At 50.8% G+C, this 17934-nt stretch carries 15 protein-coding genes; 2 read left to right on the top strand and 13 right to left on the bottom strand.

What is annotated here, in order from left to right:
* Window positions 1-227 precede the first annotated feature (227 nt).
* The 9 genes from RJP21_RS11240 to RJP21_RS11200 all read right to left on the bottom strand — a co-directional run bounded on the left by RJP21_RS11240 (window position 228) and on the right by RJP21_RS11200 (window position 12516).
* The gene (locus tag RJP21_RS11240; protein ID WP_310859333.1) at window positions 228-1847 is read right to left on the bottom strand and encodes an extracellular solute-binding protein; all 1620 of its coding nucleotides are present in this window, start codon (window positions 1845-1847) and stop codon (window positions 228-230) included.
* A 28-nt stretch (window positions 1848-1875) separates the two neighbouring features.
* On the bottom strand, window positions 1876-2751 hold the full coding sequence (locus RJP21_RS11235) for a carbohydrate ABC transporter permease (protein WP_310859332.1): 876 nt from the start codon (window positions 2749-2751) through the stop codon (window positions 1876-1878).
* A 15-nt stretch (window positions 2752-2766) separates the two neighbouring features.
* Window positions 2767-3762 (bottom strand): ABC transporter permease, encoded by a 996-nt coding sequence (locus tag RJP21_RS11230; protein WP_397386205.1) that lies wholly within the window; start codon window positions 3760-3762, stop codon window positions 2767-2769.
* 128 nt (window positions 3763-3890) lie between these two features.
* Entirely contained in the window at window positions 3891-6143 is a 2253-nt protein-coding gene (locus tag RJP21_RS11225; protein WP_310859331.1) for a helix-turn-helix domain-containing protein, read from the bottom strand.
* Between the two features lie 291 nt (window positions 6144-6434).
* A complete protein-coding gene (locus RJP21_RS11220; RefSeq protein ID WP_310859330.1) occupies window positions 6435-7847 on the bottom strand; it encodes an MDR family MFS transporter in 1413 nt (470 codons plus the stop codon).
* A 278-nt stretch (window positions 7848-8125) separates the two neighbouring features.
* Window positions 8126-8593, bottom strand: a complete 468-nt coding sequence (locus RJP21_RS11215; protein ID WP_310859329.1) for a MarR family transcriptional regulator — start codon at window positions 8591-8593, stop codon at window positions 8126-8128.
* A gap of 274 nt (window positions 8594-8867) precedes the next feature.
* Entirely contained in the window at window positions 8868-10166 is a 1299-nt protein-coding gene (locus RJP21_RS11210) for a WD40/YVTN/BNR-like repeat-containing protein (RefSeq protein WP_310859328.1), read from the bottom strand.
* A gap of 203 nt (window positions 10167-10369) precedes the next feature.
* A complete protein-coding gene (locus tag RJP21_RS11205) occupies window positions 10370-11047 on the bottom strand; it encodes an SOS response-associated peptidase (protein WP_310859327.1) in 678 nt (225 codons plus the stop codon).
* Window positions 11048-11229: 182 nt separating this feature from the next.
* Window positions 11230-12516 (bottom strand): adenylosuccinate synthase, encoded by a 1287-nt coding sequence (locus RJP21_RS11200; RefSeq protein WP_310859326.1) that lies wholly within the window; start codon window positions 12514-12516, stop codon window positions 11230-11232.
* A gap of 111 nt (window positions 12517-12627) precedes the next feature.
* On the opposite strand from RJP21_RS11200, the gene RJP21_RS11195 reads away from it, so the two are divergent.
* Complete coding sequence (locus tag RJP21_RS11195) at window positions 12628-13506, top strand: LysR family transcriptional regulator (protein ID WP_310859325.1); 879 nt, start codon at window positions 12628-12630, stop codon at window positions 13504-13506.
* Window positions 13507-13591: 85 nt separating this feature from the next.
* On the opposite strand, the gene RJP21_RS11190 is transcribed toward RJP21_RS11195, so the two are convergent.
* Entirely contained in the window at window positions 13592-14482 is an 891-nt protein-coding gene (locus RJP21_RS11190; RefSeq protein ID WP_310859324.1) for a Vgb family protein, read from the bottom strand.
* A gap of 396 nt (window positions 14483-14878) precedes the next feature.
* Window positions 14879-15571: a Crp/Fnr family transcriptional regulator gene (locus tag RJP21_RS11185; RefSeq protein ID WP_310859323.1), complete on the bottom strand. Its 693-nt coding sequence runs from the start codon at window positions 15569-15571 to the stop codon at window positions 14879-14881.
* A 91-nt stretch (window positions 15572-15662) separates the two neighbouring features.
* On the opposite strand from RJP21_RS11185, the gene RJP21_RS11180 reads away from it, so the two are divergent.
* Window positions 15663-16430 carry an HAD-IIB family hydrolase gene (locus RJP21_RS11180; RefSeq protein ID WP_310859322.1) on the top strand — a complete coding sequence of 256 codons (768 nt, stop codon included), beginning with the start codon at window positions 15663-15665 and terminating at the stop codon, window positions 16428-16430.
* Here RJP21_RS11180 and RJP21_RS11175 read toward each other — a convergent pair.
* A complete protein-coding gene (locus tag RJP21_RS11175) occupies window positions 16406-17119 on the bottom strand; it encodes an ABC transporter ATP-binding protein (protein ID WP_310859321.1) in 714 nt (237 codons plus the stop codon). The two genes, RJP21_RS11180 and RJP21_RS11175, sit on opposite strands and share 25 nt — an antisense overlap.
* The gene (locus RJP21_RS11170; protein WP_310859320.1) at window positions 17112-17933 is read right to left on the bottom strand and encodes an ABC transporter permease; all 822 of its coding nucleotides are present in this window, start codon (window positions 17931-17933) and stop codon (window positions 17112-17114) included. The genes RJP21_RS11175 and RJP21_RS11170 overlap by 8 nt, the downstream gene beginning before the upstream one ends.
* Window position 17934: the final 1 nt, after the last annotated feature.

Raw genomic sequence — 17934 nt, 5'->3', positions numbered from 1 at the left:
CATTTCATGAACTTTTTCCCGGTTATTCGCAAGCGGCTTCGCACAATTTTGCATCCAGGAGAAGCAGCGATCCGATGTTGGGGCAAAACCCGCAAGAAACCGCCTTCCAGTTCAAGCGATGACCTTGCGGGCCGCCATCATGCGGAATTCATCATACGGAATCCATCATGCGGAATCCATCATTAAACTGTATTCACTTCAATTACAGTAGGTAAAGTGCATATGGTCTACTGATTTATTTCAATCTTATACATGTCCGGCGTTAAAAACGCTTTATCCTTATTTTCGTCGTACCATTTGGCATACCATTCGTCTACTTGCTGACCACCCGCTTTATCCCATACGGATTTGATGTCCTTCATGGCCTGGTCCACCGAATACGAGGAACCGCTGACCACGACCTTGTTGATAATATCTCCCATAGGTTGGCCTGCGTTCGATTGGATCAACTGGATGTTCTGCGGCGGAGAAGGCATATGCTCATCCGACGCGATCGACGCCAGGGGCCGGGAAGGATCCAGGTAAGCCTCCTTGGCTTGATCGATGATGCCTAAAAATTCCTTCTCCAGCGGTTTCGAGGGATCGAGCGTGCTCGCAAACGTTCCGCATTTTCCGAAATCCGTTTTGTTGGTCAGCATTTGATAGTCGATATTGTAACTGAGCTCTTTATCGTTTTTTTCTTTATCGATGACAGCCGGACAGCCGCCGCCGGCCTCCTTCCAATGCTCGCCTTCAATTCCGTAGCGCAGCGTCTTTTGAGTATCCTTTTTCACAAGGAAATCGACATACTTCATGACGGCTTCCGGATTTTTGGCTCTGGCATTGACGGCCGCTGTCATTTGGATCGGATTTTGAACCGCCGGACTGAATTGGCCGAATTCGCTTTTAGGGAGCGGTATGGCTCGGATGACTGCATTCGGATCGTTTTTGCGCAATGCTTCCAGCAGCTGCAGGCCCGGGGCATCCGCACCGTTGTTCATGCCGAACATGCCGAGCTTCCCGTTGATGAAGTCTTGTCTCGCTTTTTCCCCGTTTTTGTCGGCCAGAAAGTCCTTGTCGACCAAACCTTCATCGTACAGTCTCTTCTTGAATATCGTTGCAGCTTTCTGCCGGTCCCAATCGTGAATCAGCTTTCCGTCCTCAATGACCCAGCCTACGTTTTGGAAGATCTTATCCGTAATATTGGCCGTTACAAAACTAAGGCTGTATCCGTAAGTATCCTTTTTCCCGTTGCCGTCCGGGTCCTGCTCCGTAAATGCTTTGGCCACCTGATACAGATCTTCGGTCGTCTTCGGAACGTCCAAATGCAGCTTTTTAAGCCAATCCTCCCGGATGTAAAGCACATGGTTGGTTGCCAGTCCGTTGATATGCCCAAACTCGTACATTTTGCCGTCCGATTTTATGGCGAGCTTTTTTAAGAGCGGGTTTTGTTCGAGCAGCTGCTTGTAATCGGTGCTGTATTTTTCGATCATGTCGTCGATCGGCATCAGCTGCTTCTGGTTGTACAGTTGGTCCCGAAGACCCGAGTCGTATTCGAAAATAAGATCGGGCGCCGTTTTTGAAGCAAACAATGTGTTGTACTTTTCTCCCGACTCCCAGCGGGGAATCGCCGTAAACGTAACGTTAACCGGCCCGTTTTCGTTGATCCATTTCGTCCAGCGGTTTTTCTCGACGGTCCCTTCGCTTGGCGGAACGCTTCCCCGATCATAGATCGCGGAGGAGATGGACGGTTTGCCATCCGTAGTGCTGCCGTCCCCCTGATTTCCTCCCTTGGCGCAGCCTGCCAAAGTCAGCGACAAAAGTGCCGCAATCGCGATGAAGGTTCCCATTTTTTTCGTCGTGATCATATTTACCCCCATAAATGTCGACTTTTTATTATCCTTTAATCGCGCCGATCATGACGCCCTTAACGAAATACTTTTGCAGGAACGGATAAACGGCCAAAAGCGGAGCGATCATGACTACGATCCCGGCCGATTTTACCCCATCCGGCGTCAACTGCTGGATTTCATCCGGCTGAACGTTGTTGATTTCCGACAGCAATGACTGGCTGTAGATCATTTGCTGGACCAACACCGTTAAATTATGTTTTTCCGGACTGTTGATATAAATCAAAACGTTCATAAATGAATTCCAGTATCCCACCGCATAAAAAAGGGTAAGCGCGGCAATAACGGGCATCGACAGCGGCAGAAAAATTTGACCGATCAAGCGCCATTCATTGCACCCGTCGATTCTTGCCGCCTCCTCCATCTCGGCCGGAAGATTTTCAAAATGAGTTTTGAGCACAAGCATGTTGAAAGCGCTCACCAAACCGGGCAGCCATAGGGCGCTGTAATGATCTATAAGTCCCAGCGCTTGGATCACCAGATACGAAGGAATAAGCCCGCCCCCGAACAACATCGTAAATACGATGGCCAGCGTGAAAAACCGGCGTCCGTAGAAATAGCTTCGGGACAGCGGATAAGCAGCCATGATCGTGGCAATCATGCTAAGCGCAACGCCGACGACCGTAATCTCCACGTTGTTGATCAGCGCGCGGACGATGCCGGTTCCAACGAACAACGCCTTGTAGGAATCCAGCGAAAAACCCGAAGGCCATAACGAAACTCTCCCCGAAGCGACAGCATGCGAATCGCTGAATGACACGGATACGATGTTCAAAATCGGCAGGAGGCAAAGCAGGCCAAACAGTGAAAGAAGCGCGTAATTAAACAGGTAAAATACTTTCTCGCCAAGCGTATCCCTCATCCCAAGCATCCCTCCTTACCAAAGTCCTTGGCCGAATTTTCTGGCGATCCGATTGGCGGTAACGACCAGAATCAGGCCGATGATCGATTCAAACAATCCCATTGCCGTCGACAGCGAAAATTGCGCACCCTTTAAGCCAATCCGGTAAATATAGGTGCTGATCACTTCGGAAATGTTGGAGACAACCGAGTTTTTCAGCATAAACACCTGGTCGAATCCCACTTCCATGACGTGGCCGATATTTAAAATAAACATCATGACGATCGTGGGCAATATACCGGGCAGCGTCACATTTAAAATTTTCTTCCATTTGCCTGCGCCGTCGATGCTGGCGGCCTCGTAAAGGCTAGGGTCGATTCCGGATAAAGCCGCCAAATAAATGATGGCCCCCCATCCCGCTTCTTTCCAAATGCCGGACCCGATAAAAATCGCAATCCACGAACCTTCTTTGTACAGAAACGGATAGGAAAAACCGAACCAGGCCTGCAGCAAATGATTGACAATTCCCGTTTCAATCGAAAAAATCGTCAGCACCATCCCGCCCAAAACGACCCACGACAGGAAATGGGGCAAATAAACGAGCGTCTGCACGGTCCGCTTGAACCACATTCTGCGAACGTCATTCATCAAGATGGCAAGCAAAATAGGAAACGGAAATCCGATGATCAGTCCCAAACAGCTTAACACCACCGTATTTCTAATGATCGATAGCGTCTGCGGATTGGAAAAAAGCATCCGAAAATTCTCCAGCCCGACCCATTCGCTCCCCCATATGCCGCCCGAAAAATTGTAATTTTTGAAAGCGATCACAAGTCCGACCATAGGAAAATACTTGAACACGATGAAAAATACGATGATCGGAATAAACAAGATGAAGAGCGGAATATTGCTCTTGAAACGTTTGCGGCGGCTGCCGGCTTCATTCATTTTTAATTTTTTCTTTCTATCCCCCCCATTTCCATGCGCTCTCCGCGGCCGGATCACCACGGTATCTGTTTTGATTGCCTTCATGCTCTCCCCCCTTTCTTCTCCCGGCTTGATCCGGAGTGCCTTTACGATAATGCAGCGCCTAAGCCCAATTCAATAAACAGTTTTCCTTCCATGCACAATGCTCGGTTTTTCCGGCGAAAACCCTTGAATTACCGGCTGTTTTTCCTGAAATCGCCCGGCGTTAACCCCGTCATTTTTTTGAAGACACGGATGAAGGAAAATGCATGCAAATACCCTGAATGAACGGCAATATCCTTGATAGCCAGGTCGGTGTCCACCAGCATTTGCTTGGCGTGCTCCATCCGAACTTGCGTCAAATAGTCCACAAAATTCACCCCGTACTCCTCTTTGAACAGTTGACTAATATATTTCGGATTCAGCCCAAACGTATCGCTTAGGTAGGTCAACGACAAATCCGGATTGCCGTAATGCTGGTCGATGTAGGTTTTGATTTCACGAATTTGAAGATGGTTGCGCTTCCCTTCGCGTAGCCGCTTCAATCGTTCCGCCGTATCCGCCAAACATTCGCGCAATTGAACATAAAGTTCTTCCGCCGTATCGAATTGTTCCAAACATTCATGAAGCCGGTCCGCCGCCCCCTCTTCCCAAAGCTCCCGCACATCGGCCGTAAGCCCTCCTGTTTCACGCTGCAAGTGGTAAATCAGATAACCTCCTACATTTTCAAGTTCTTCGCGCGAGAGCAGCATGGCCCGGAGCTCTTCAAACAGGCGTTCAAAATCGTCCAGCCACTCCGCATTTCCCATTCTGAATTTCTGGGCCAGGGAGCGGATCGTTTGAAGATGGGAAAAGATTTCCCCCGGATTCATCCCTTCGATCTCTTCATAAGCGATCGTTCGCCCTGTCCCGAGCACGGTCTTGTATCTTAAAGCTTCGAGGGCTTGCCGGTAGGATTCCGGAATGTTCGCAGGCGGCTTTACTCTTCCGCCTACGCCGACGGTGACGGTAAATTTCAGATTGCCGGCGATCCAATCCAGCCATTTCCTGGACGCGTGCAAGATGTCGTACTCCGTCGCCGGGTTGCGACGATATTGATACAATACGGTCATTTGCCTTGGATTCAGCCATTCGGTCCAAATGTTTGCTTCGCCATCGGAAGAAAGCTCCCGGACGATGCTGCTTAGCACGAATTTCAACAAATATTGATCCCGCTTGGAATATTCCGCCGCAAACCGTCCATAATGGTCGAGCTCCAGGACAATGACCTGGAATGCTGCGCAGTCCGCAGGAAGCTCAAGCAGCGCCATCTGTTCGCTCCATTCCCGCTCCTCGATGATCCGGTTGCCCTCCATTAATTCCTCAAAGAAAAATTGACGGCGGTAAACAAGATCCTGCCGCTGGCGCTCCTCGTACCGGATCGACTGTTCCATCAGATTGTCCACAGCGTTTTCGATAAACTTGAACTCATCCTTGCCCGATTGGGGGAGCAAGTCCAGCATTTTCCCTCGCGACGCATGCTGGATTCTCATGAGAATCGATTGGATCGGATTGTAATTTCGCCTTGTTACGAGCACGATTCCGATAATCCCGATCATGATCGCCAATCCTCCAACCGTGAGCAGTATTTCTGCAAATCCCGTAATTAAATTGAAAATGCCCGTATACTTTATGCCGGATTGCAGCTCCCAACCTGTATACTCGGAACGTACGCGGGCCGTCTTTGGATTGTCGAAAAAGGTTTGGGGGGAAGCTTCATCATGCTCCTTGAACAGATACTTGCCCTTCTCGTCGCGAAGCCCGATGCTGGTATATTCCGAACCCATCACATTCTCGATCAGCTGGGATATGGAGCTCGTCCGGATATTAACGACGATAAACCCTTCTCCGCCGCTGATGACCGGGACCTGACGAACTAACGACACGACGTCCGCCGGGTTCCCTTCCCCTCGAAACTCCCGATAGCTCCTCACATCGGACCAAACTTTCGCCGGGCCGTCCGGCTCGTCAAGCAGCCCTTGGATAAATTCGCGGTCCCCGCTTTGGTCTATCGGAAGCAAGGAATCCGCAGATAACACGGCGCCGTCCCGCTGGCGGTATAAATAGATGGAATCGATGCGGATACTTTGGATGCCGGTCATCAGGCTCCGCAGCATATTCGAAGGCTGGTACAGCGTATTAAACGTCGTGCCTTCTTCCGGCAGGTAAAAAAACTGGGCAAGCGCCCCGCTTTTTCCAAGTTCCTTCAACACGGCGGCATCAATCGATTTCAGCGATGCATCGAGCAAATCCATCGCATGTGCGGCTGATGCGTCATTGGCTCTCTCCGACGCTTTCTTGGATATTTCGCTCATTGCCATGGCCGAGATAAACCACAGCAAAGAAGTGATCGCCAGAAAGATCGGCAGGTACGATAGCAGCAGCCTGTAAAACCATTTTTTGCGCATTTGTCATTCCTCCATGGTGTTCTTCGGTTTCAAAACAGTTCCAAAACGATATGTCAATTCTAAACAGTGGCACCCTAGTAGGTTCCGGCACAGGCTTGAACGTCACTTTTTTTAGTATATAAGCCTGCGACGATAGCGTGATAGAGTGTTTTGCGTTCAATTCCAAACCCATCTATCAAAACAAAAAAGAACCGCTGCAACAATCGGGGTTCCCAATCGATTGCAAGGGTTCTCTAAAAATTTTTAATGGTCGGCTCTTCATGCGGCAACTTGTTGTTCAAGCTCCGTTTTTTATGATGCGCTCTTTTTATGCGTGAGGAATAGACTTGGAATGAAGATGACCGCAAGGACAACGGCGGACACGAAAAATCCGGCATGGTAACCTTTTAAGTCATTGGAAATCGTGGGTCGCATTCCTTGTACGGCAGCTGCGACAACGGTTGCGATCACCGCTGAACCAAAGCTGGAACCGACGTTTTCAATCATATTGATCCCGACACCCGCTTCCGGAAGTTGTTTGCTGTCAAGTCCCGTATAAGCGTCACTGGTGAGCGGGAGCATAATTCCTCCAAAACTGGTGCCGCGGATGAACAATACGATGGAAATCCAAATCATGCTTGTTTTATCGGTGATAAAGATGAGCGGGATCGATCCGATAAGGGAAAGAACAAGGCTGGCCATAACGACGTATTTCGCGCCGATCTTATCGATCATTTTTCCGATCATCGGCCGAGTAACGAGCATTCCGACGCCTTGAGGAATTAACGCAAGCGCTGCTTCGATTGCCGTGAAATGACGGAGGTTTTGAAAGAACAACGGCAGGATTAGCATTGGCCCCATGACGGCAATATTCGCTAAAAACAAACCGATGCTTGCTGCTGCGAAGCTCTTGTGCGCAAACAAATCCATGGGCAGCACGGTTTGATTTTTTCTGATCCGATTGTATACGAAGTAAATAAGGGCTAAAGCGAGGCCGATACCCACCCATAGAATGGTTTCGCGATTGGTAAAGGATGCATGGTCCGCCGCTTTCGTAATTCCGTAAATCAATGCCGCACTCATGAAGGACAAATCAATAATCCCAAACACATCGAGTTTACCGTCTTTGTTGAACGGTTCAAAGTCCGGAATCTTTTTCATCATCAGCGGTGCAGCGATCAGAACGATGAACACGTTGATGAAGAATATCCAATGCCATGATGCGCCTTGAACGATGAAGCCACCGATGACAGGACCTAAGATCGGTCCGAGAATCATAGGCGTGCTGACGATGGCCATCACTTTCCCTACATTTTCAGGACCCGCTGTTTTAACCAAAAGAGTTGACATGATCGTGGTAATGATCCCGGCGCTGAATCCTTGGAGCAAGCGGAAGAAGATGAAGCTGGAAATATCCCAGCTGATTCCTGCTAGAACAGAAATGATCCCAAAGGCGATCACCGCCCCGATGTATATTTTCTTACCGTTATATTTGTTCATCAGCCAGCCGGATACGGGAACTGCAATCGCAAGGGCTAACACATAACCTGTTACGGACCATTGAACGGTATCCAAAGTCGTGTTGAAATCCTTATTGAGTTTGTCGATGGCGATGTTCACCATCGTGGAGTCAAGCATTGGGGCAATAGCTCCCAGTGCAATAGCCCAGGCAGCCATGAGGATTTCTCGGGGTAATCCCGGTTCCTTTATATTGTTTTTTGTCATTTTATTCTCCTCTCTCAGAAGTTCTCGTTTGTTTCCTTGTCAACAATATCGCAATTTTGTTTCCCTGTCAACAAAGTAACCAAAATAAAAAAGCAGCCCGCTCTCAATAGAGCAAGGCTGCTTGTGGTTTCATTTTCATATTCGAGGTTTTTGCAAAAATCCAAGGAGCGACTTTTAATCAGCAATAGATAGAGCAAAACGGTTTAGTTCGTCTATATATTATACCCGGAAGCGGCTGGAATCGAATTTTGCAAAATCCTGATCCCATGGATTCTGGCTTAATGTATACTTATCCCCTGTTTCTTTATTTCTGCATCCAAATGCCTGCTATACATTTCGATGAAGCGAAGCATACTTTCAAATTGTTCTTCGGTTACCTGCTCAAACACGGCTCGATCCCGCTCTTGAAACTCTTTGTGCAGTTCCTCATGGATGTTATAAATGTCTTTCCCTAGCGAGGTAAGCCTAAAATAGATTTCTTTCTTGTTTTCCGGCTTCTGGTAGCTATCGATCAGGCCCTTTTCCATGAGCTTCTTCGTCAATTTACTTATGGCGCCTCTCGTCATATATAAGGACTCGGCAAGTTTAGTCACGTTGGGATCGACATGCTTTCCAATGGATTCGATACAATGTACTTCGGAAGGCTTATAACCCTTAAGACTGTCTTCCATCTTATTCTTATTAAGCCAAGCCATCTTGTTAAATAAATCCCTGAACTCCAAGAGGACCTCTTCTTGTTTGTTCATCGCCTATCCTCCCACCCGTTGGTGCATTACCATATTATATGGAGTTTTTGTTTCTATTTCAACAATGTAACAATACACGACGCTTCTATGTGATGCATTGAATCTCAAAAAACCTTGCGAATTGCAATAAAATAGGGAAATTTAACATGATCCCAAAACAGATTCACGCTAAATTTCAAAAGAAAAATAGGGTTGTGAAACGGAAAAAATCATTCGTTTCACAACCCTACGGGTCCACACTCTGAAACGGAGAACATCCTGTTCTCCATTCATGTTACAACACTCTCCACGTGACTCCGCCATCGGTTGTCTGAAGAAGCCGCGAGCTTTTTTGCTCGTTGTTGCCGATGAGAAGCCACCCCACGGTTGGAGACGAAAACTGCAGCTTGACGACTTCAGGGTACTGCTTCAGCTTTTCCTTCAGCGCTTCATCGCCGGCCATCGCCGACCATGCCTTGCCTTGGTCGACGGTATGATACAGCGTGCTGCCGACCAGCGCCCATCCTTCGCTTGCATTAATGAAGGAAGGCCGCAGGGATTGGTTCAGACCTTCGCTTGCTTGAAGCGCGAAGTTGGCAAAGGTCCACGTCTCGCCGCCGTCTTTCGTGAAATAGCCGTTATATTTGGTGCTCTCACCCAGCCTGCAGCCGATCGGAATCCATCCTTCCTGACGCGAAGCCCCAAAAAACTCAAGGTTCCCCGCCGCATAGGAGACGCACGGCTTCAGCTTCTCCCTGTCAAAAATGGACGGGCCTGCGATCCATTTCTTGCCCCCGTCCTTCGTCCGGTAGAGTTTCGGTTCGCCCAACTCCTGAACCATCACGAAACCGTTCAGCGAATCCCTGAAGTTCAGGCCCACCGTATATCCAAGATGCGGAATGGGACTGCCGGCGCCCGATTTTCCCGGATCGTAGACCGTGTTCTGCATCGCGACGTTCCAGACGGCCCCGCCGTCATCCGTGCGATAGAGCACCTTCAGCTCCTTGCCCGTCGATGCCTCCTCCGTCGTCATCATCACGCCGTGCAGGGGCGAATCGAAATTCAACGCCGATACCCTGTTTTTTTGCGGGATCGAAGAAATGCTCCAGGTTTCTCCCCCGTCGCTCGTATGCAAAACGATCGTTTCCGACATTCCCGAAGGATCGCGGACAATCCATCCGTGCATCGGGTCCGTAAAATAGATATCTTTTCCGTACTTGGGGTTCGCCGGAAACTGCACATTGGCCGACGGAGAAATGTTAACCCAGGTCCGGCCGTTGTCTTCGGTTAAATACAAACGAAGCTCATTGCGGGTCAATCCCCAGGCAATGCCCTGCGTTTCGCTTAACAGCTGAAAATCGGTCAGCTTGGTTTGAATTTTATATTTGCCTGCATCATTTTTTGGACTTACCTTGTTCTCTGCGCTCGGAGCCACCACCGTCAACGTCTGGCCTTCGCCGGCCGCCGGTTCGGCGGAATCCTGCACGGTGGGAGCTGACGCCGGCGCCGCGGTGTGTTCCTCCCCGGAAGAACAAGCACTTAACAATAGGCAGCACAGCAAAGCGATTCCAAAGAGCGGTTTGCGCCAACTCATCCTAGTTCCCCCTCTCCTGAGGACAGCCTGTCCTTTCAAAAAAAGAATCCCCCAGCTCAAATAATATAACATATTGAAGCGTTTGCGCCAATGAAGCAGGGGGAGGCAAGGACCTGCTGCCTTTTGCGGCAAAGGGAATTGCGGCAAAAGGCGGCGAGGGGATTGCGCCAAAACATGCTCATTCTCGGTCGGAACCGCTAGAGTTACTGCTTCACCCAGGCCGTCCGCAAATCCATTTCCCGGATGCATTCTTCGCTGTCATGCGTGTCGTTGCCGATCAGCGGCGTGACCGGGTATGCCTCCATTTCCTCGTCGGAGTAGGTTTGCAGGAGCGAGCTTAGCCGGTGAAATTCGCCGGGTTCTTCATTCAGCCAGTCTTTTATCGCTTCCTCCGGCAAAATGGCCGGCATCCGGGGTTCCTCCAAATTTCCGATCAAGCGGTTGGCGCTTGTCATGACCAGCGTAAAGGTCCGGAGCGGCTCGCCATGGTGATCTTTCCAGATTTCGTATAGACCGGCTACTCCGAACATCCCGCGGTTTTTCATCACCACTCGCACGGGGTACGCCTTCTTCCCTTCCTTTTTCCAATAGTAAAAACCGTTGCACGGAATAACGCACCGCTGTTTCTCGATCATTTTGCGGTACGAAGGGTTGTCCTTCACCGTACGCAGGTCGGCGTTGACCGCGTCTTTCCCCCAGTAGGGAATGAACCCCCAACGGAACTCGTCCAGGACGCGCTCGCCGTTTTGCTGAAGTATGACCGGGGTAAATTGGGTCGGACTGACGTTATAACGGTTTCTGTAATAATACATCACGCGGTCAACTTGAAAATGGTCCATCAACACCGGCAGGTCGGCGGCCATTGAATAACGCTGGCACATGCAGCATCACCCTCCTCTAATGAACGTTAGTTTTCGCCATAGGAGGAAATTTATGCATATTTTCCGAAAAGTGCGCCATCTTCGAATATAATGGGTCGAGTTCCATGTATGTGGCTGCATACAAAAAGAACCCGCAATCCTATATGATCGGGGTTCTTTTTCCTCTTATACCGGTTCATTTATTATAGAGCACGCGAAATCAACTGATCCCGTCTCGGGCCGACCGAAACATATTTCGCTTTGACCTGGACGGCCGATTCGATATATTCGACATAACGCCGGGCGGCCTCAGGCAGTTCCTCAAACGTGCGCGCTCCGGATATATCGCATTTCCAGCCTTCAAAATATTGAAGCACCGGCTTCGCACCGTCAATCATGGAGGTTACCGGAAATTGATCTGTTACCGTACCGTCTTCCAGTTCATACGCAGCGCAAACCGGAATTTGGTCCAGATAGCCGAGCACATCCAGATTGGTCAATGCGATTTCGGTCGCGCCCTGCACCATGCAGCCGTAGCGCGTCGCCACCGCGTCAAACCAGCCGACCCTTCTCGGGCGGCCCGTCAAAGCGCCGTATTCGCCCGCATCGCCTCCGCGCCGGCGCAATTCCTCAGCTTCCGCTCCATCGAGCTCGGTCACAAATGGCCCGGCGCCGACGCAGCTGGAATACGCTTTGACGACGGCAACCACATCGGTGATCGCCTGCGCAGGCAGCCCTGCCCCGACCGTTGCGAAACCCGCCAATGTCGAAGAGGACGTCGAAAACGGATAGATGCCGTGATCCGGATCGCGTAGCGCCCCGAGCTGGCCCTCAAGCAATATGGAGGCTCCGCTGCGGTAAGCTTCATTCAGCATTTGGGTCGTGTCAACGACGTAAGGCCGAAGCTTTTCGCCCATTTCCAGCAACGGCTTCGCCAGCTCTTCCGCCCGTATAGGCTGTTTACCGTACAAATGCTCAAGCAGCACGTTTTTGGCGTCAAGCAGTTGTTCCAATCGCGGTATCAATCTTTTCCCGTCATATAAGTCCGCAACCTGGATCCCCAGCTTTGCATATTTATCGGCATAAAACGGGGCGATCCCCCGTTTGGTCGAGCCGAAACTCCGCGCGCCCAACCGCTCCTCCTCCAGTTCGTCAAAAAGCCGGTGCACCGGCAGAACGATCTGAGCCCGGCTTGAAACGGCCAGCTTCGGTTCCGGCACGCCTCTCGACAACAGCTCGTCCCGTTCCTTCAGCAGCATTTCAACATCCAGTGCCGTTCCCGGACCGATCACGTTGACGGCATCAGGGTAAAATACCCCCGACGGCAGCATATGCAGCGCAAATTTTCCGTAATCGTTAATGATCGTGTGTCCCGCATTGCTGCCTCCTTGAAAACGGACAACATAAGACGCATCCGCCGTAAGAACGTCGGTCATTTTGCCTTTGCCTTCGTCTCCCCAGTTAGCTCCTACAATCGCTGTGACTGGCAATTGCATTTCCTCCCCATCGCTTGAATTTATCAACAAGGATAAGTATAATTCCGATTATTACATAAGTGAAATTGATATTAATAATCTTTGATATAAACAGGAGTAATGACAATGGATACGAATATGGAATGGTACCGCGTTTTTTATTGGACCGCCAAGCTGGGCAGCTTAACGAAAGCAGCGGAAGAACTGCACATTACGCAGCCCGCGGTCAGTCACACGCTCAAGCAGTTGGAGGGCAGCCTTGGAGGGCCTTTGTTTTTTCGCACGTCCAAAGGAGTCGTTCTCACTGCCGAAGGCGAGGTTTTGTTTCAATACGTTGAACAGGCCATTCACCTGCTTGAAGTCGGCAAGAAAAAAATTGCGGAAATGCAAAATTTATTGCATGGAGAAATCCATATCGGCGCCAGCGACACGTTATGCAAGCATTACCTGCTGCCTTACCTCGAGCAGTTTCATGCGAAGTACCCGGAAATTCGCGTGCACGTTACGAATCGTACGACGCCGGAAACCTTGGCGCTTTTAAAAGAAGGAAAAATCGACTTCGGGATCGTCAATCTGCCCGTGTCGGACCCCAAAGTCGATTTCCGCCAAAGCTTGGTGCTGCAGGATTGTTTGGTGGGCCATCCACAATACGTTTCCCTAATGCAGGCTCCGTTTCCCCTGGCTTCCATCGGCCAATATCCGTTGCTGCTCCTGGAGCCCGGAGGAAGCACGCGGCATTATCTTGACGAATACGCAAAATCCAACGGCGTCGAGTTGAGGCCCGAATTTGAATTGGGAAGCCTTGATTTATTGGTCGAGTTTGCCCGAAGCGGCTTCGGTTTGACGTTTATCGCCCGCAATTTCGTTATGAATGAACTGGCGACGGGCAAACTGATCGAAATTCCGCTGGATCCGCCGATCCCGGAACGACGGGTCGGGATTGCAACTTTAAAGGGCGTCCCGCTATCGGCAGCTTCGAAAAGCTTCATTGAGTTTTTACCGTAGTTTTCGTGTCCCTTGGACTTTTGTCCACTTCCAGATGCAGCCGTTCAAGGGGGATGTTTAGCCACGCCGTACATGGTTCGGCTTGTTACTTTTCCATGATAAGCCGCCCGATTTTATCGCATTCTTCCGCAAACCAGACATCCCCGTTTTCGGACACTGCAATGCCATGCGGTTCCGCCATGTCGGTCGGGATCAAGTATTCCGTCATGGCGCCGTCGATCGTAATCCTGCCGATGCGGTTGCCTCCCCATTCGGTAAACCAGAGGTCTCCCCGTATTCCCGGCGCAATCGCATGCGGCCGCGCATTCGGCGTCGGAATCGCGTATTCCTTGATCTCGCCGCCGATCGTGATTCTTCCGATCTTATTCCCCATAATTTCGACGAACCACAACGCGCCGTCGGGTCCGTTTGCGATTCCGACCGGTCCGGATTGGGGCGTCGGAATGTCGAACTCCGTGATTTTCCCCTCCACGGTGATCCGGCCGATTTTATTTCCCTGATTTAACGTAAACCAAAGCGCTCCGTCCGAGCCTTGGGTTATAAAGGAAGGGAATGATTGGGTATTAGGCAATGCGTATTCGGCAATTTCGCCTGCGGGTGATATTTTTCCGATCTTGCCCGTGTTCATTTCCGTAAACCATATCGCGCCATCCGGACCTTCCGTCAAGCCGAAAGGCGCGGCGTTTAGCGTCGGAACGTCATATTCGGCAAAAACGCCGCCGGGCTTCCATCTCCCGATTTTATTCGCGTGATATTCCGTAAACCAGACGTCCCCCCGGGAATCGGCAACGACCGACATCACACCCGCTTGCGGCGTCGGGACAACAAAAGAGCTTATTTCTCCGCATTCCGTTATCCTTCCGAGCCGGTTTCCCTTCTGCTCCGTAAACCACAAAGCACCGTCCTGGCCGCAGGCCATACCGTACGGTCCGGAATCTGGCATCGGCACCTTATACTCGCGAAATGTCCATTTCATGTTTAGTTCCTCCTTGATCATGTTCACGGAATCAGGGACATAAAATCCGCGCAAAAAGCCCCTGTTCCGTAATCCGGACAGGGGCAGGCTGACGCGAAATGACAAGCCGTTCATCATGGAACGGCACACCTCGTGCATATATCGATCAAAGCCCACACTAACCCTATCCGGAAATGAATCGTTTAACACGATTATTCGCTGAAGACAGGATTAGTAGATCATTGGCCTTGGTTCACCCTTTCAATGCTGGTTGGGTTAACCATATCACAAGGTCTAATATGAATTCAACATCAAATGACGGTTCAAATTTTATTTGCAAAGACTACGCTTTGAAGAATAAGGAATATTTATGAATCAAGAGGAGTTGCAAAGTGATTCATCATTCTAAGCAAGAACCTACTCGTAACGAATTCCGTTGGACAGTTCCTTAAGCGCTCGCGCGTCCAAAATGTAAATCAAATCCTTTTCTTTGCGGATGACACCTTGTTCGGTTAGCTTCAGGATGACGCGGTTCAAATGACGTGACGTCGTGCCGATCAAATCCGCGATTTCCTGCGTATTGGCCGTCCGGATTTCCTGGCCGAATTCGCTTTGTTCATGCAGGGTGGACAGCAGATAGCTGGCAAACCGGTTTTCGACGCCGGCCAGCAAATTGACCCTTGAAGCCGCCGTGCAGGTCTGAAGCTTGAAGGTAACATGGGTCAACAGGAACATTAGAAATTTCGGGTCGTCCAATAAATGCCCGTAAATATACGAAAATGGAACCGCCAGGCACAACGTGCGCCGAACCGCCTCCACTTGGGACTGCACCGGCACGTCCTGGATCAGCTCAATGTCCCCCATCACCGAAAATGGTTCGCAAAACCGAAGCAGCAGCGCTTTTCCCGTCTGCACGCTGGATGAAATTTTGACCCTGCCCTCCACCAAAAACAACAGCGCATCCATCCGCTCTCCCTCGGCAAGCACGAGTTCGCCTTCTTCGTAAAGGCGGAGTTCGAACGGGATGCCGGAAAATGAGGTGAACAGGCTTTCCAGATCGAATTCCCGCATTTTCTTTTGCAGTAAGTTGGAATCGTGTATCACTTTCATGAGATTCGATGATCCTTTCGGGACATATGTCCTTTCCTTGGTCGCCAACGCCTTCTATGATATAAACAAAAAGACGAAGGATGTGCAACCAATGAAATTCGTATTTGATCTCGACGGTACGCTTTGTTTTCAAGGCAAGCCGCTTGGCGTCGCCATCGTCAACGCGATCGACGAACTGACTCGCCGCGGCCACGAAGTTATTTTTGCTTCCGCGCGCCCGATTCGCGACCTGCTTCCCGTCCTTCCCCCGCATATGCACCATTATCCGTTGGTCGGGGGAAACGGCGCTTTTGCAGCCAAAGATAACCATATCATGTCGACGGTTCATTTTGAAGCGGATACGCAAAAACATCTGCTGGCGATCATCGAAGAACATCGGCTCCCCTATCTTATCGACGGCGAATGGGACTACGCCTACACGGGAAGGGATGATCACCCGATCCGGCGCAATGTCGATCCGCAGCGGCGCGCACGCCAGGTTCCTCTCACTTCCATGGACAAAATTGTAAAAATGGCGTGGCTTGACGTCCCGGACCGCAAGCTGCTGCTCGGTAAACTGTCGGCATTGCCCGTTGTGGTGCATGAGCATGGAAACGAAGGCATATTGGATATTAGCCCTCCCGGCATCGATAAGTGGAGCGGGCTCATCAAGCTTGGACTGGAGGACAAGTCGTACGTTGCTTTCGGTAACGATGCAAACGATGCGACGATGTTCCAGCACGCCCATACCGCGGTTATGGTTGGCAGCCATCCAAGCCTTAAGCCTTACGCGGCGGAGCAGCTTCCTCCGGATGAGACCGTCATTGCCCGCAGGCTGCACGCTTTTTGCATCGCTTATTCCAACCCCAAACTGGCATGAAACGCATCATGCAGGGAACGATACCTGTCCCGGAAAAAACGGACGCTCCCCTCGCCGGCAACCCGGCCCCGATGTAAAAAGACGACGTGGTCGGCCAACTCCTCGGCCACTTCCAGCTGATGCGTCGAAAATATCATCGTGCCGCCGTCATGCCGGAGCTGCTTGAGCAAACGAACGAATTCTCGGGTCCAAAACGGATCGAGGCCGTTCGTCGGTTCGTCCATGAGCAGCGCGGGCGGCTTTGCCAGCAGGGCCTGGGCCAGAAGGAGCCGCTGCCGCATCCCTTTGGAAAAGGAGCCGACCCGCTTTTTTCCGGCGGTTTCCAGGCCGACCATCGCCAGAACTTCTTCGACCCGTTCCTTGGAAACCTTTCGGAGCGCCGCCCAAAAAAGCAATGTTTCCCGCGCCGCAAACCCAGGCTGAAATTGAAAATCATCCGGCATATAGCCGATTTGTTCGGCATACAGCCGCCGGTTGTGCTCCCGGCTGATGCCGTTCACAGATACGCTCCCGGCCGTCGGCTGCACAATGCCGGCAAGCATGCGCAGCACGGTGCTTTTTCCGGCCCCGTTGCCGCCGCACAATGCCAGGATGCCGCCTTTCTTCAGGCTGAAAGAAACATCGCTTACGATCGGCTGTTTTTTTATGCTTTTGGATAATCCTTCGACCTGTACGATCACTTCATCCACGCCGGCGCCCCCTTTCCCAAATCCAATACACGGCTGTCATCAAGCAAACCGTCCACATCAGGCATGCCGCCCCAAAAAGCAAACCCCCGCCGGGACGCTGAATCCACTCGACCCATCGGTAATATTCCGGACCCAAAATAGAGCCGCCTCCCAAACGGACGACGACAAAAATCCGGACCAGCTCGGCGGGATTCAGAAACGTGGACGTCACCAGCAGCGGTTTGATCCACAAATAAGGCAGCAGGTTTAAAAAGGAAAGCAGAAACGCCTGCCAGCCGATGACGGCAAAAAACCAGACGGATACGGAAATCGTCAGCGCGTGCCATCGGTTTTTGGACAACGAGCCGACAAGCATGGCCAAGCCTAAAAACAGCAGGACCAATAAACATGAAAAGATGAAGAACAAGCCGTACGTATTAAAGTCGAGATTTGCGCCGATCATGCCGCCAAGCATGCCCATCAGGCCATACCCGAAAGACGTCACCGTCAGCAGCACGACAAGGAGTCCCGCATATTTCCCGGCAACGAAAGCGAGCGTCCCGAGCGGATACGCGGACAGAAGCTGCCAGCTTCCGTCTTCTTTCTCGGAAGTAAGCGAAAACGCTCCGATAAACAACGTCATCAAAGGCAGCAGATACAAAATAAGGCTGAGCATCGATGCTGTCACTCCGGAATACCCTTGCACATAGTTCTGAGCGTTAATGCCAAGCAGGCACAAACCAAAAACGCTGAACAAAATCAGGAAGGAATACGACCAAGGATTCCGGAACCCTAACCTGATTTCCCTTTTGGCCAATTGGATCATATCCGACATG

This window comes from Paenibacillus sp. VCA1 (genome assembly GCF_031583795.1).
Classification (GTDB): Bacteria; Bacillota; Bacilli; order Paenibacillales; family Paenibacillaceae; genus Paenibacillus_AQ; species Paenibacillus_AQ albilobatus.
Note: the sequence above shows the minus strand (reverse complement) of the source record. Positions and strands in the feature narration are given on the sequence as shown.

What these genes read in the sequence shown, in the direction of transcription:
- RJP21_RS11240 (WP_310859333.1), bottom strand. Translation starts at nt 1,847, where the DNA reads ATGATCACGACGAAAAAAATGGGAACCTTCATCGCGATTGCGGCACTT.
- RJP21_RS11235 (WP_310859332.1), bottom strand. Translation starts at nt 2,751, where the DNA reads ATGAGGGATACGCTTGGCGAGAAAGTATTTTACCTGTTTAATTACGCG.
- RJP21_RS11230 (WP_397386205.1), bottom strand. Translation starts at nt 3,762, where the DNA reads ATGAAGGCAATCAAAACAGATACCGTGGTGATCCGGCCGCGGAGAGCG.
- RJP21_RS11225 (WP_310859331.1), bottom strand. Translation starts at nt 6,143, where the DNA reads ATGCGCAAAAAATGGTTTTACAGGCTGCTGCTATCGTACCTGCCGATC.
- RJP21_RS11220 (WP_310859330.1), bottom strand. Translation starts at nt 7,847, where the DNA reads ATGACAAAAAACAATATAAAGGAACCGGGATTACCCCGAGAAATCCTC.
- RJP21_RS11215 (WP_310859329.1), bottom strand. Translation starts at nt 8,593, where the DNA reads ATGAACAAACAAGAAGAGGTCCTCTTGGAGTTCAGGGATTTATTTAAC.
- RJP21_RS11210 (WP_310859328.1), bottom strand. Translation starts at nt 10,166, where the DNA reads ATGAGTTGGCGCAAACCGCTCTTTGGAATCGCTTTGCTGTGCTGCCTA.
- RJP21_RS11205 (WP_310859327.1), bottom strand. Translation starts at nt 11,047, where the DNA reads ATGTGCCAGCGTTATTCAATGGCCGCCGACCTGCCGGTGTTGATGGAC.
- RJP21_RS11195 (WP_310859325.1), top strand. Translation starts at nt 12,628, where the DNA reads ATGGATACGAATATGGAATGGTACCGCGTTTTTTATTGGACCGCCAAG.
- RJP21_RS11190 (WP_310859324.1), bottom strand. Translation starts at nt 14,482, where the DNA reads ATGAAATGGACATTTCGCGAGTATAAGGTGCCGATGCCAGATTCCGGA.
- RJP21_RS11185 (WP_310859323.1), bottom strand. Translation starts at nt 15,571, where the DNA reads ATGAAAGTGATACACGATTCCAACTTACTGCAAAAGAAAATGCGGGAA.
- RJP21_RS11180 (WP_310859322.1), top strand. Translation starts at nt 15,663, where the DNA reads ATGAAATTCGTATTTGATCTCGACGGTACGCTTTGTTTTCAAGGCAAG.
- RJP21_RS11170 (WP_310859320.1), bottom strand. Translation starts at nt 17,933, where the DNA reads ATGTCGGATATGATCCAATTGGCCAAAAGGGAAATCAGGTTAGGGTTC.